This is a genomic window from Pseudidiomarina sp. (assembly GCF_048267825.1).
Classification (GTDB): Bacteria; Pseudomonadota; Gammaproteobacteria; order Enterobacterales; family Alteromonadaceae; genus Pseudidiomarina.
On record NZ_JBLWWR010000011.1, the window covers coordinates 64,669 to 78,101 of the forward strand.

Genomic DNA, 13,433 nt, shown 5'->3' on the forward strand with positions numbered 1-13,433 from the left:
TCATGGGCTTAAAAAATTTCCTCGAGAAGATTGAGCCAAGCTTCGAAAAAGGCGGCAAGTACGAAAAGTGGTACGCCTTATACGAAGCCGCAGCTACAATTTTCTACACGCCAGGCAAAGTGACGAAGGGCATTACCCACGTAAAAGATAGCGTTGATTTAAAGCGCATCATGATTTTAGTGTGGATGATGACCTTCCCAGCAATGTTCTGGGGTATGTACAACGTAGGTAACCAAGCCGCTATGGCATTGGCGAACGGCTACGAGTTAGCTGACATTTGGCAGGTGGGCTTGTTCCAGCTGCTTGGTGGTGATTTCGCTGGCGCTGGCTGGGGTACCAAAATGTTTTACGGTGCCTGTTTCTTCGTTCCTGTTTATGCAACCACATTTATTGTGGGCGGCTTTTGGGAAGTCATATTCGCCTCGGTGCGTAAGCATGAAATCAACGAAGGGTTCTTCGTTACTTCGGTATTGTTTGCCTTAACCTTGCCTGCAACCATGCCTCTATGGCAAGTTGCGCTCGGTATCACCTTCGGTGTGGTGATTGGTAAAGAAGTGTTCGGCGGTACCGGACGCAACTTCTTGAACCCTGCGCTTACCGGTCGTGCGTTCTTATACTTTGCCTTCCCAGCTTCAATTTCGGGTGAGCAGGTATGGACAGCCGTTGATGGCTTTTCAGGTGCAACCTTACTTGGCCAGGCTGCTTCAGGTGTCGATTATTTCGCTGACATGGATCTCTGGTGGAACGCTTTCTTAGGTAACATCCAAGGCTCAATGGGCGAAGTTTCAACCCTGATGATTCTTATTGGCGGTTTAGCACTTATTTATTTCAGAATTGCATCGTGGCGTATTGTGTCAGGTGTGTTCGTGGGTATGGCCGCGTTGGCATTCTTGTTCAATGCTATCGGTAGCGATACCAATCCAATGTTTGCAATGCCATGGTACTGGCACTTGGTTGTGGGTGGTTTTGCCTTCGGTATGATGTTCATGGCAACTGACCCAGTATCCGCATCATTCACCAACAAAGGTAAGTTCGCTTACGGTTTCTTAATCGGTGCAATGACAGTTCTTATCCGTGTGGTAAACCCTGCGTACCCAGAGGGGATTATGTTAGCGATTCTGTTCGCGAACGTATTCGCGCCGCTGTTTGACCACTTTGTTGTTCAATCAAACATTAAACGGAGAATGGCACGCAATGGCTAATAAAAACGAATCACTCGGGAAAACGCTATTTGTCGTTGTCGCGCTCTGTTTAGTGTGCGCGATAATCGTGGCGGGTTCAGCAGTTGGTTTAAAACCACTGCAGCAGAAAAACGCAGCCTTAGATATGCAACGTAACGTTTTGGATGCTGCAGGTTTGTTAACGCCTGAAACTGACGTTATCGCGTTGTTTGAAGAGCGCGTTGAAACACGTTTATTCAACTTGAATACGCTTGAAGAAGTGGACTCGGTTGACGGTAAAAACCCAACAGAATATGACCCAATTGCTTCTGCTAAGAAAGCTGGCTTAGGTACTAAGCTGGATAAAAAAGTGGATGTGGCTGGTATTGGCTCACGTGAAGATGTTGCTAAAGTTTACTTTATCAACGATGCCCAAGGTGAGTTAGAAACTGTTGTTGTTTACATTCGTGGTTATGGTTTGTGGGGTACTATGTATGGCTTTATGGCTGTAGCACCCGACATGAACACCGTGAAAGGTATCAACTACTACGAACACACTGAAACTCCGGGCCTTGGCGGCGAAATCCAGAATCCAAACTGGGCAGCAAGCTGGGAAGGCAAAGAAATTTATGAAAACGACAGTGTGGCGTTGGAAGTTACAAAAAATGTGACTGACAAAGACCATCAAGTGGACGCGCTATCGGGTGCGACGCTAACTAGTAATGGTGTTGAGAACACTATGCAGTTCTGGTTCAGCGATAAAGCTTACGGCCCGCTGTTTGATAAAATTCGTAAAGGGGAGCTGAACTAATGGCTAGTGCAAAAGAAGTCAAAGAGGTTCTATTTGGACCGATTTTTGCCAACAACCCAATCGCTTTACAAATTCTAGGTATTTGTTCTGCATTGGCTGTTACCTCAAAAATGGAAAACACCCTGGTTATGTGTATCGCACTAACCTTTGTTACGGCGTTTTCAAACTTGTTTATCTCAATTATTCGTAACCACATTCCTTCGAGTGTGCGAATCATTGTGCAAATGACCATTATTGCCAGTTTGGTTATCGTGGTTGATCAGATTTTACGTGCTTATGCATACGGCATCGCCAAAGAACTTTCGGTATTCGTTGGTTTGATTATCACCAACTGTATCGTTATGGGACGTGCCGAAGCTTATGCCATGAAGAGCACGCCAGGTTTGTCGTTCTTAGACGGTATTGGTAACGGTTTAGGCTACTCAGTGGTGCTATTAACTGTTGGATTTATTCGTGAATTGTTTGGCTCGGGTAGCCTGTTTGGCTATCAGATCATGCAACTGGCTTCTGAAGGGGGTTGGTATCAGCCAATCGGCTTGTTGGTTTTACCACCAAGTGCGTTCTTCATTATCGGTGGCTTTATCTGGGTACTGCGTACCTTCCGTACCGAACAAGTAGAACCGAAGGATTAAGGGGCAGACCATGGAAGCTTATATCAGTTTATTTATTAAGGCGATTTTCGTTGAGAACTTAGCGTTATCGTTTTTCCTTGGTATGTGTACCTTCTTGGCGGTGTCTAAGAAAGTAACTACTGCCTTCGGCTTGGGCGTTGCGGTTATCGTGGTACTGGGTATCTCGGTTCCAGTAAACAACTTGGTTTATCACAACATTCTGGCGCCTGGCGCATTGGATTGGGCTGGTTTTCCTGATGCGGACCTGAGCTTCTTACGTTTCTTAACCTTCATCGGCGTTATCGCTGCGTTGGTTCAGATTCTAGAGATGGCATTGGATAAATACGTTCCTGCGTTATACAACGCATTGGGTATTTTCTTGCCGTTGATTACGGTTAACTGCGCAATTTTTGGTGGCGTTTCGTTCATGGTTGAGCGTGACTATACCTTCGGCGAAAGTGTGGTTTACGGTATCGGTAGCGGTATTGGCTGGGCTCTCGCAATTGTTGCTTTAGCAGCAGTACGCGAAAAACTGAAATATGCAGATGTACCAGACGGCTTACGTGGTTTGGGCATTACATTTATTTCGGTTGGTCTAATTGGTTTGGGCTTTATGTCATTCTCTGGCGTATCCCTTTAAGAAGCACCGGTAACGATAGCAACGGATTAACGAGAGGTACAAGTCGATGCAAGGGCAAGATTTGACATTAATAGCGCTCGGCGTAGGCATGTTTACCTTGATTGTACTGATTTTGGTGGCGGTAATTATGATCGCAAAATCAAAATTGGTCCCTCAAGGTGATGTCGAGATTTTAATTAACGATGATGAAGACAAGAAAATCACCACCCAGCCAGGTACTAAGTTGCTTGGCGCATTAGCAAATGCGGGTATTTTCGTATCATCAGCGTGTGGTGGCGGTGGCTCATGTGGTCAGTGCCGCGTGGTTATCAAAGAAGGTGGCGGTGAGATTCTGCCAACTGAACGTGACCATATTAACCGTAAAGAAGCTCGTGAAGGCTGCCGTTTATCTTGTCAGGTGAACGTGAAGCAAGACATGAAAATCGAACTTCCTGAAGAAGTTTTCGGTATTCGTAAGTGGGATTGTACCGTTAAGTCAAACCATAACGTTGCAACCTTCATTAAAGAATTTGTGGTGCAGTTGCCTGAAGGCGAAGATGTACCATTCCGTGCCGGTGGTTATATTCAGATTGAATGCCCACCTCACCACGTGAAATTCAAAGATTTTGAAATTGAAGAGAAATTCCGTGGCGACTGGGAACACTTTGGCTTCTTTAACTTAGAGTCAAAAGTTAACGAAGAAGTTATTCGTGCGTATTCCATGGCGAACTACCCAGACGAAAAAGGCATTATCATGCTGAATGTGCGTATCGCTACGCCGCCTCCGCGTGATATGAGCTTACCACCGGGCCAAATGTCGTCGTATATCTTTAGCCTGAAACCAGGTGATAAAGTGACAATTTCCGGGCCGTTTGGTGAATTCTTTGCCAAAGAAACAAAAGCAGAAATGGTATTCGTTGGTGGTGGTGCTGGTATGGCACCAATGCGTTCACACATCTTCGACCAACTGCGTCGTCTGAATACTGATCGCAAGATGACGTTCTGGTATGGTGCACGCTCTAAGAAAGAAATGTTCTATGTAGAAGATTTCGATATGTTGGCGCGTGAAAATGATAATTTTGAATGGAACGTTGCGTTGTCTGATCCACAACCAGAAGACAACTGGGAAGGCTATACCGGCTTTATCCATAACGTTTTATACGAAAATTATCTGAAAGATCACGAAGCTCCGGAAGATTGTGAGTTCTATATGTGTGGTCCGCCGATGATGAACGCAGCCGTTATCAAACTGTTGAAAGACTTAGGCGTTGAAGATGAAAACATCTTATTGGACGACTTTGGTGGCTAACCTTGGTGGCTAACCTAAACGTTTCACTTATTCTACGCGTGTGGCTAGCCCTATTTGGGCTGGCCTTTTTCGTTTCGTGCACGCATGTACCGCAGCAACTGTCCGTTTCTGGCGAAACCATGGGCACCACGTACCATATTCGTTACGTTACGGCGAACCCTAATCATTCTCCGGAACGTGTTAAAGAACGTGTCGACGGTGTGTTGCAGCAAATCAATAGTCAAATGTCGACCTACGACCCAAATTCAGAGTTGTCGGTGTTTAATAGCCGCCAAACCACTGAACCTGTCGTGGTGTCACGGGCTTTAGAAACAGTTGTGCGTCGGGCTTTAGAAATTGGTGCGGAGACCGATGGGTTGCTGGATGTTACGGTAGGGCCGTTGGTGAACTTATGGGGTTTTGGCCCACTCGGGCGGCCAGAAACTGTGCCGACAGAAGCAGAACTCAACGCTGTTCGTGACCAAGTTGGTTACCAATATTTGTCGGTCGAAAACCACCAGTTGACCAAAGCTGTACCTGATTTATATGTTGATTTGTCAACCATCGCTAAGGGTTATGGTGTTGATCGCGTGGCTTTATTGCTCGAACAGATGGAAATTAAAAACTATTTAGTCGAGATTGGCGGTGAAATGCGCATGAAGGGCAGCAAGCCCGGCGAACAACCGTGGCGTATTGCCATCGAGCAACCGGTATCACTCGAACGCGCAGTGCAAAAGGTCATTGAGCCAGGCAATAATGCGGTCGCAACGTCGGGTGATTATCGCAACTATTTTGAAGAAGATGGTGTGCGTTATTCGCATATTATTGACCCGCGCAGTGGCTACCCAATTCAGCATAATCTGGTGTCTGTAACGGTCATTACGGAAACCTGCATGGATGCCGATGCCTATGCCACGGCCTTAACAGTCATGGGGCCAGAGCAGGCATTGGATTTCGCTAATAGAAAAGGCTTGGCGGTATTGCTGGTTACCCGTGAAAACGAAGAATTTAAAGAGTACACTAGTACTGCATTCAAACGATTTGAGCAGTAGCTCAGGAGGTCCACATGGGCGTTTTTATTGCTGTATTCGTCATCATGTTGGTGGTGGTATTGGCCATGTCGGTGGGCTTTATAGCCCAACGCAAATCGATTTCAGGTAGCTGTGGTGGTATTTCATCGTTAGGTATGGAAAAAGCATGTGATTGCGATGACCCATGCGATGATAAAAAAGCGCGTATGGCTGAAGAAGCCCGCGCGGCCAAAGAAAAGCAGTGGCAGGAAAATCGCATCGACCAATAACAAGGAGTTGATTCAATGGTAACGCCGGTACAAATTCGCCCGAAAGCGGCCGAAATTTATCTTGACTGTAATGCTACGACACCGGTGTTGCCGCAAATTGCTCAGGCCGTCGAGCATGTTATGGAACATGTCTTCGGTAACCCCTCAAGCAGCCACATTGCTGGCTTACAAGCGCGCTATATTCTTGATAATACCCGTCGCCTTGGGCGTCAGGTTATTGGTGCGCGCGCCGGGCGCTTATTTTTCACCAGTGGTGCCACTGAAGGTATTCAAACCGCTGTATTGTCGGCCTTAATCGCAGCTCGAAATAACACCAATAGCGGTGCGCGCCGTTGGTTGTTATATGGTGCAACAGAGCACAAAGCGGTGCCGCAAGCGCTTGAGCACTGGAATAAGCTGCTGCAACTCAATGCCGAGTTAAAAGCCATTCCAGTTGATAAGAATGGCTTGCTTGATCATCAGTTTATTGCTGAGCATGTTGGCGCTGCGCACATGATTTGTACTATGGCGGTAAACAATGAAACCGGTGTTAAGCAAGACCTCGTTGCATTAGAGAAGGTTATCCGTACGCACAATGAATCGGTGCCGTGGATGGTTGATTGTGTGCAGGCATTAGGTAAGCAACATTTACAGATTTCTGAAACCACCATTGATTACGCGCCATTTAGTGGGCACAAGCTGTATGGACCGAAAGGCATCGGCTTTATTTACGTGCGCGACGCGGCGCCATTCACGCCATTGATTATTGGCGGTGGGCAGGAACAAGGCCAGCGTTCCGGTACCGAAAACTTACCAGGCATTGCTGCCTTGCATGCACTGTTTGAACTGTTGTTAGATAAGCAGCAACGTGTATTTCAAACTGAAGAAACTTTGGAAGCCTACCGTACCCAGTTGCTAGCAGCCTTGCGTAGTGTGTTTCCGACTTTACAGTTAAACCATGACTTCAAGCATTCGGTACCTACTACGCTGAACTTTTCTGTTCGCGGTGTGCCATCGCGCGACATTATGGATGTGTTTGATGCGGCTAATATTCGCGTCAGCTCAGGCTCTGCATGCAGTTCAGGCGTTACCCAAAGCTTTGTGCTTGATGCGATGGGGTTGGAACAATGGCGTTCCAGCTCAGCCATTCGCTTATCATTTGGCCCCGCCACACAAGCCGCAACAATTGATGCTGCCTGTGAGCGCATTCGTGATGCGGCCAAAGCTTTGCGCCAGTCATGTTTGCTGGTTTCCGATATCAACGAAGACATCGATAGTGATTTAGATGGCGTGGTGCAATTGCGTTTTGACACACACTGTTGCTATTTATTGATTGATAAAGCGGCTAAGGAAATGGCGGTCATCGACCCGGTTCCAGAACTCGCTGAACGCATTGAGCGATTAGTTGCGTGTCAAAATTATAAAGTGCGGGCTGTGCTGTCCACACAACCGCATCAACCTGATAGCCCAGCCGCGATGTTAGCGCAATTATTATGCGCAAGTGGCTGTAGCGCTGCGCGCGACGCGGTGGGTTGGCCCGAGCAGCACGTGGGAGGTTGTGACGCGCCTGCGGAGTGCGAGACGCCGGTATTTGGCTGTTTGCCGGTTGGTAAGCGCCGACTTTATCGTGTTGGCACACGGTTCCCGGTGTATTTGTTGAGCTCACCCTTGGCGGCGGAACATCCGTCTCCGCATGTTGATTTTGCCTTTATCGGTGAGCATCAAGATGCCAAACTGCTCCAGCCTCTGGTTCATGACCAAACGTTACTGCTCGCAAGCCGCGACGACTCGTTCCGGGTGGTACAGCGGCTTTGTGAAGTAGCCGATGAATGCGTGGCTTGTCAGCTTGTTGATGTGCCATTAGAGCAACAACAAGAATGGTTAAAACAGCCTGAAACTTTGGTTGTCGACGTGCGCGAGCAGCAAGAACATCAAGTTCGCGAGCTGTCCGTGGATGCTGAAGTAATCAATGTACCCCTGACGCGCTTGGTGCAATTCATTTACACCCACCGTGATAAGTTTGCTCAACGGCCTATCGTTTGTGTGTGTCGCTCTGGGCACCGCAGTGCCGTAGCGGCGCAAGTGTTAGCTCGCCACGGGTTTTGCAGCGTGAGTCATTTAACTGGTGGAACGGCTTTACTCATCGAAGCTGACGCGCGCGACGTACCCTTCCTTGCCAACTAAATAGCAGCGGTTTTGAATGCAGGCGCTGTTCCAAACATTGGCGTCACTCAGTGGCTGCCAGCGTTGTTCAGCTGTGTGAAAATAAGCTGCGCCAGCGGGGTTGGATACAATCATGTCTCGGTTGGCACGCACGGTTAGACTATAAAGTGCGCCTTCCAGTGGTGGCTCAGCCAAGGGCGTAAACGTATCGTCTTTGTATTCGACCAAGCGTGGGCGTGCAGCTGCATTGCTTAAGTCACCACCAGCTAACAAAACGTGGGTTTCACTGAATGGCCAGACACTGGCAATACCCGCTCCTGGACCGGCTGGAAGCGGCGTATCAATAGCCTTGAAGCGAATGCCAAAATTACGTTTTATTAGCAACCGTGCGGTATGCCCGTTGGCAGTGCCGATGGCCCAAACTTTGTTGTTATAGCGCACACAGCCGCCGCTGGCCGCCAATCCCCCTTCATCGGGAAGGGGCTGACTATCCACCACGTTACTGGCAGAAAGCCAATTGCGACCGTCTGCACTGCGCACCATTTCCCATCTGCTTTCTTTACTGTCACCGTAAACCCAAGCTTCGTTGGAGCTGGCTGTTGCGATGCAGTTTAGAAATTGATTGCTACCCGCGCGAAAGCGCAGTTGCCAGTCACGGCCACCGTTTGAGGTGTAATAAATCCTGGAGTCACCATTTTCGCCAATGCTGAGCGCATATGCATGGTTGGCATCGAGTGCTTCAATATCACGAAACTGGAGCGTTGCCGAGGCGGGTTGTGAAAACTCCCATGTTTCGCCAGCGTCAAGGCTGCGCGCTATGGTGGCGTTGGAGCCGCTCAACCACACAACATTCGTGGTTGGCGCACTCACGCCTATCCAGTGTACATCGGTTTTTGTTTCAAGCGCCGCAACATTTATTGTCGCGGCCATCGCCATGGTTACAGCTAGCATAGAGTTCTTTGCCTTTAGCCTGAGTTGTACTAAGTATCGTGGCGCGTTCAGCGCCGAAACACAAGCTAACTGTCGCGTTTAATCGGCAATCGTTGTAAACGCAGCGCGTTGAGTACCACCGACACAGAGCTCAATGCCATGGCGCCACCAGCCAACCAAGGCGCTAAGAGCCCTGCGGCAGCAACAGGGATGCCTAATGTATTATACGCAAAGGCCCAAAATAAGTTTTGGCGGATGTTGCGAACGGTTTTCTCACTGACATAGAGTGCGTCAACTAAACTGCGCAAATCGGCTCGCATGAGTGCAATATCGGCCGTTTCGAGCGCAACATCGGTACCGGTGCCCATAGCGATACCCACATCAGCAGAAGCGAGAGCAGGGGCATCGTTAATACCATCACCGACCATGGCAACCGACTCACCTTGCGCTTGTAGTTTTTTGACATGTTCTGCTTTAAGTTCCGGCAATACCTCAGCAAATATGTGCTCAATGCCAACTTGTTTGGCGATAGCATCGGCGGTGCGCTGATTGTCCCCGGTGATCATGACAACTTTGAGGCCGCGGTGCTTTAATGCACTAACGGCTTCTTGAGCATGCTCGCGCACGGTGTCGGCAACAGCAACAATGCCGACAGCTTGTTGATTCCAACTGATCAACATGGCAGTTTTGCCTTGTTGTTCCAATGCTTCTTTACGTTGTTGCCAGGTATCGCAGGTAATGTCGTTGTCCTGCATCAGTCGGCTGTTACCCAAACGAATTGTATGTTGACTGTTGTTGCGTGTGATTTGTGCGGACACGCCGCGCCCTTCATGAGCATGAAAGTTACTAATACTGAGCTGCTTGGTTGCTTCGTCAATGCCGCTAACGATGGCTTGCGCTAGCGGGTGCTCTGACTGTTGTTCAAGCGCTTTGATAGCCGCTTTTAAATCACTTTCGCTAAGTTCGTCAGTGCCTTTTAGCTCAAGCTCCAGATCAGTAAGTTTGGGCTTGCCTTCAGTAATGGTTCCGGTTTTATCAAGCACTATGGTTGTCACATTGTGTGCAATTTCCAGCACGTCGCTTTGCTTAAATAGCACGCCCATTTGCGCGGCCCGTCCAGAACCCGCCATAATTGAGGTTGGGGTGGCTAAACCGAGTGCACAGGGGCAAGCAATGACTAACACTGCCACCGTTGCTTCGAGCGCTGAGCCATAATCGCCAGGCTCGAGCCAGAACGCCCAAACCAAAAACGTAACCAAAGCTATACCCAATACAACGGGCACGAAAATAGCGGATACGCGATCGGCAAGACGTTGAATAGGGGCCTTGGAGTTTTGTGCTTGCTCAACAACTTTGATGATTTGCGCCAGTGCTGAGTCTTTTCCTAAGCGCGTGACTTGAGCTTTAAGAAAACCGTTTTTATTGACGGTGCCGCCGGTTAGGGTGTCGCCTTCATGTTTATCGACTGGCACGCTTTCGCCTGTCAGCATGGATTCATCGACTGCACTTTCGCCCGTTATTACTTTGCTGTCCGCAGGAACCTGCTGGCCCGGCTTAATGTGTACCAAGTCGTCAACTTTAAGTGATGCTACATCAACGGTCTCAGTGGTGCCGTCCGTAAGCTCGCGAATAGCTTGTTTGGGTTGCAGATTTAGCAGTTGTTTAATGGCCGCAGAAGAACGGCCTTTGGCACGGGCTTCAAACCATTTACCGAGCAAAATCAGAGTGATCAGTATTGCGCTGGTCTCAAAATAAAGCCCTTGATGCGCAATCTCAGCACCACCCGTTGCTGCAAGGTATACACTGTAGAAGTAGGCTGCCGAGGTACCTAAAGCAACCAATACATCCATGTTGGCTGCACCGCCACGTAAGGCGGTATAGCTGCCTTTATAAAACTGCCAACCAATAATAAATTGTACCGGTGTTGCTAACGCCATTTGCACCCACGGGTTCATGATCCACTCGGGCACATAAATGCCTTGGGTCCAGCTAAAATGGCCTACCATGCTATACAGCAAGGGGGCCGATAAAATGGCTGCGGCAATGAATTTAAAAAACTGAATGCGCTGCGCTTGCTCGCGCTGATCAGGTGCGTCAGTACTGTCGTTGCTATGGTCAATAACGCTGGCGTCATAACCCGCGTCTTTTATGGCTTGAACCAGCGCTTCAGGGGCTAGGTTTTCACCTTCAACTGCAGCAACTTCATTGGCGAAGTTAACATTCACAGAGGTGACGCCTGTGACCGTATTCAGTGCTTTTTCAATCGTTTTAGCACAGCCGGCACAGCTCATTCCTGCTAACTGTAATTGATACTGTTGCGTAGCCATAGAAATCTCCTCAGCGTTTCAATAAACGCTCAATGGTGGTGTCTAGTTCATCCAGCACACTGTCATCACCTGCATTGAGCCGATGTTTGACACAACTGTGCATGTGTTGGGTGAGTAGCTTCCGGGAAACACCCGTCAGTGCAGCTTGCACCGAAGCTATCTGATTAAGAATATCGTCGCAGTACATGTCGGTTTCGACCATCCGTTGCAGACCTCGAACCTGACCTTCGATACGAGCAAGCCGTTGCTTTAAGTTCTGTTTTAGCTTATCAGGGTGCGGCGTAACAGTGTGTTTCATCATTAAAACCTCAGTTATATGATGAATAAAGTATAGGGGGCTATCCTATGAAGATCAAGGGCGTTATTCGTTATTCGATCGCTTCGCTTGTCGTTATTCGTTGTTCTCTTTAACGATTAACGATTAACGACTAACGAATAACGACTAACGCTCTCAGGTTTTACTGCGCATTCAGGGATTGATTGTTCACGCCGATACTGTCGTCCGCCATCAAATAGACATACAACGGCATTAAATCCGCTGGGGTCTTTAGTTTGTTGGGATCTTCGGCAGGGTAGGCTTTTGAACGCATGGTGGTTCGGGTGGCGCCTGGGTTAATCACATTCACCCGCAAATTAGTGCCTTCGTACTCGTCTGCCATAACTTGTGCTAAACCTTCGGTTGCAAATTTGCTGACCGCGTAAGGGCCCCAAAATGCTTTGCCTTGGCGGCCAACACCTGAAGATGTGAACACGATGCTTGCGTGCGGTGCTTTCTTCAAAGCTGGCATCAACGCTTGCGTCATCATGAATTGCGCGGTGACGTTTACTTGCATGATGTCGTTCCACGAGTCGTGGTCGATGTGCTCAAACGGTGACAATACCCCCAACAAGCTTGCATTTTGCAGCAGGCCGTCAAGGTGTCCAAATTGTTCAATAATTGTGGCCGCCATGCCTTGATAGTGCGATTTTGTCGCACCTTTCATATCAAGGGGAACAATTGCTGGCTCGGGGTCACCAGCCGCAACTATCTCATCGTAAACGGCCTCGAGCTTTTTCACGGTACGGCCGAGCAGAATGACAGTAGCGCCACAATGCGCAAAGGTTTTGGCTGCTTCACGACCGATTCCGTCGCCAGCACCGGTCACTAGAATAGTTTTACCAGCGAGTGAATCCGGTTTTATCGCGTAATCTTTTGGGGCATTTTTTTCGGTATTCTTTTGGGCATTATGCATTGCGTTCATTTTATGCTTACACTCTAGTTAACTGAACGTTTAAATTAATATGTGGATTCGGTAAGTGTACTGGTTTTTGCTATTATTCTCAGCAGGTGCAGATAAATTATTGAGAAATACTTTCAAGTTACGCTCAGACAGTGTATAAAATTTTGTTAATTAAAACGTCTTGTCGTACCAGTTTAAAAAGGCGATGATAGGCGAAACGAACAATAGCATCCTGCAGGTGCTCAATACATAACAACACGAACAAGGATTGGGGAAGCCTCATGAAAAAACTCTTGCTTGTAACAGCGATCGGTAGCGCGCTCAGCTTAGTCGGCTGTGGTAGCGGCGAAGATGCGCCAGAATCGGTGAAAACCGAATATCAAGTAGCAGCAACACGCGTTGTATTTGACCCGTCAAATGGTCAGGTACCCGTGCCGAGCAATATTTTGTTAGGCGGTACTGTAGACGGTACCCTTAATATTCCAGTGGCCGACCCAACTGACGGTGGAAACCCGCAGGTTGCGATTAACGGCTTAGACGGTTGGGGCACGCACTCAACGTTAACGTTCAGCTTTTCATTGCCAACCGATGAAAACGGTGACCAGGTGACTGTAAGCGCAGCGTCGCTAGAAGCGCCAGGTTCAATTCGTGTATTTGAAACCATCATGGGTGGCAGTGACGTCAGCGCTTCTTGTGCCGCAGCGCCAAGCCCAGCAGTAACTTGTGCGGTAGCTGCTGAACTGGTTCATGGTCAAGACTTTATCGTCAAAGCTACCGGCCCTGCAGGTGTTGCAGTGGTGCCGTTGAAGCCATTTAAAGCGAAAACGGGTTACTTGGCTGTGTTGACCGACAATATTCAAGATTCTCTTGGTCGTACGGTGAAACCATCGCAAACTTACGGTTTGATGAAACGTCCAGTTAGCACTGATCCAGTCTCTGCTGATCCATCGGCGCAAAGCTTGCAAGGCTTGATCAACAGCCATGAAGCCGCTTTGGCTGCACATGGCGTTGATACGGATACGGTA

At 48.4% G+C, this 13,433-nt stretch carries 12 protein-coding genes and 1 pseudogene; 9 read left to right on the forward strand and 4 right to left on the reverse strand.

Annotation, left to right across the window (positions count from 1 at the left end):
- Nucleotides 1–2 precede the first annotated feature (2 nt).
- From ACN0UN_RS09430 to ACN0UN_RS09465, 8 genes are all read left to right on the forward strand, one after another.
- On the forward strand, nt 3–1,202 hold the full coding sequence (locus ACN0UN_RS09430; RefSeq protein ID WP_417659751.1) for an NADH:ubiquinone reductase (Na(+)-transporting) subunit B: 1,200 nt from the start codon (nt 3–5) through the stop codon (nt 1,200–1,202).
- A complete protein-coding gene (locus ACN0UN_RS09435; protein WP_417659752.1) occupies nt 1,195–1,971 on the forward strand; it encodes a Na(+)-translocating NADH-quinone reductase subunit C in 777 nt (258 codons plus the stop codon). The genes ACN0UN_RS09430 and ACN0UN_RS09435 overlap by 8 nt, the downstream gene beginning before the upstream one ends.
- Nucleotides 1,971–2,603 (forward strand): NADH:ubiquinone reductase (Na(+)-transporting) subunit D, encoded by a 633-nt coding sequence (locus tag ACN0UN_RS09440; RefSeq protein WP_128351178.1) that lies wholly within the window; start codon nt 1,971–1,973, stop codon nt 2,601–2,603. Before ACN0UN_RS09435 ends, ACN0UN_RS09440 begins: the two co-directional genes overlap by 1 nt.
- A 10-nt stretch (nt 2,604–2,613) precedes the next feature.
- Nucleotides 2,614–3,222 (forward strand): NADH:ubiquinone reductase (Na(+)-transporting) subunit E, encoded by a 609-nt coding sequence (gene nqrE / locus ACN0UN_RS09445; protein WP_128351177.1) that lies wholly within the window; start codon nt 2,614–2,616, stop codon nt 3,220–3,222.
- A gap of 61 nt (nt 3,223–3,283) precedes the next feature.
- On the forward strand, nt 3,284–4,510 hold the full coding sequence (gene nqrF / locus ACN0UN_RS09450) for an NADH:ubiquinone reductase (Na(+)-transporting) subunit F (RefSeq protein WP_417659760.1): 1,227 nt from the start codon (nt 3,284–3,286) through the stop codon (nt 4,508–4,510).
- Between the two features lie 5 nt (nt 4,511–4,515).
- Nucleotides 4,516–5,541: an FAD:protein FMN transferase gene (locus ACN0UN_RS09455; RefSeq protein WP_417659753.1), complete on the forward strand. Its 1,026-nt coding sequence runs from the start codon at nt 4,516–4,518 to the stop codon at nt 5,539–5,541.
- Between the two features lie 14 nt (nt 5,542–5,555).
- Entirely contained in the window at nt 5,556–5,789 is a 234-nt protein-coding gene (gene nqrM, locus ACN0UN_RS09460) for a (Na+)-NQR maturation NqrM (RefSeq protein WP_339878823.1), read from the forward strand.
- A 15-nt stretch (nt 5,790–5,804) separates the two neighbouring features.
- Nucleotides 5,805–7,952, forward strand: coding sequence for an aminotransferase class V-fold PLP-dependent enzyme (locus ACN0UN_RS09465; RefSeq protein WP_417659754.1), 2,148 nt, complete (start codon nt 5,805–5,807; stop codon nt 7,950–7,952).
- Here ACN0UN_RS09465 and ACN0UN_RS09470 read toward each other — a convergent pair.
- The 4 genes from ACN0UN_RS09470 to ACN0UN_RS09485 all read right to left on the reverse strand — a co-directional run bounded on the left by ACN0UN_RS09470 (nt 7,905) and on the right by ACN0UN_RS09485 (nt 12,420).
- Nucleotides 7,905–8,882 carry a WD40/YVTN/BNR-like repeat-containing protein gene (locus ACN0UN_RS09470; protein ID WP_417659755.1) on the reverse strand — a complete coding sequence of 326 codons (978 nt, stop codon included), beginning with the start codon at nt 8,880–8,882 and terminating at the stop codon, nt 7,905–7,907. The genes ACN0UN_RS09465 and ACN0UN_RS09470 overlap by 48 nt on opposite strands.
- A gap of 65 nt (nt 8,883–8,947) precedes the next feature.
- Nucleotides 8,948–11,188: a heavy metal translocating P-type ATPase gene (locus tag ACN0UN_RS09475; RefSeq protein ID WP_417659756.1), complete on the reverse strand. Its 2,241-nt coding sequence runs from the start codon at nt 11,186–11,188 to the stop codon at nt 8,948–8,950.
- Nucleotides 11,189–11,198: 10 nt separating this feature from the next.
- Nucleotides 11,199–11,489 (reverse strand): metal-sensitive transcriptional regulator, encoded by a 291-nt coding sequence (locus ACN0UN_RS09480; RefSeq protein WP_417659757.1) that lies wholly within the window; start codon nt 11,487–11,489, stop codon nt 11,199–11,201.
- A 157-nt stretch (nt 11,490–11,646) separates the two neighbouring features.
- Nucleotides 11,647–12,420, reverse strand: coding sequence for a YciK family oxidoreductase (locus ACN0UN_RS09485; RefSeq protein ID WP_417659761.1), 774 nt, complete (start codon nt 12,418–12,420; stop codon nt 11,647–11,649).
- A gap of 269 nt (nt 12,421–12,689) precedes the next feature.
- Here ACN0UN_RS09485 and ACN0UN_RS09490 point away from each other — a divergent pair.
- Nucleotides 12,690–13,433 (forward strand): annotated as a pseudogene (locus tag ACN0UN_RS09490) (alpha/beta hydrolase); the annotation flags it as partial.

Excerpts from the sequence above, each read along its gene's own strand:
- ACN0UN_RS09430 (WP_417659751.1), top strand. The coding sequence starts at position 3 with ATGGGCTTAAAAAATTTCCTCGAGAAGATTGAGCCAAGCTTCGAAAAA.
- ACN0UN_RS09435 (WP_417659752.1), top strand. The coding sequence starts at position 1,195 with ATGGCTAATAAAAACGAATCACTCGGGAAAACGCTATTTGTCGTTGTC.
- ACN0UN_RS09440 (WP_128351178.1), top strand. The coding sequence starts at position 1,971 with ATGGCTAGTGCAAAAGAAGTCAAAGAGGTTCTATTTGGACCGATTTTT.
- nqrE (WP_128351177.1), top strand. The coding sequence starts at position 2,614 with ATGGAAGCTTATATCAGTTTATTTATTAAGGCGATTTTCGTTGAGAAC.
- nqrM (WP_339878823.1), top strand. The coding sequence starts at position 5,556 with ATGGGCGTTTTTATTGCTGTATTCGTCATCATGTTGGTGGTGGTATTG.
- ACN0UN_RS09465 (WP_417659754.1), top strand. The coding sequence starts at position 5,805 with ATGGTAACGCCGGTACAAATTCGCCCGAAAGCGGCCGAAATTTATCTT.
- ACN0UN_RS09470 (WP_417659755.1), bottom strand. The coding sequence starts at position 8,882 with ATGCTAGCTGTAACCATGGCGATGGCCGCGACAATAAATGTTGCGGCG.
- ACN0UN_RS09475 (WP_417659756.1), bottom strand. The coding sequence starts at position 11,188 with ATGGCTACGCAACAGTATCAATTACAGTTAGCAGGAATGAGCTGTGCC.
- ACN0UN_RS09480 (WP_417659757.1), bottom strand. The coding sequence starts at position 11,489 with ATGATGAAACACACTGTTACGCCGCACCCTGATAAGCTAAAACAGAAC.
- ACN0UN_RS09485 (WP_417659761.1), bottom strand. The coding sequence starts at position 12,420 with ATGCATAATGCCCAAAAGAATACCGAAAAAAATGCCCCAAAAGATTAC.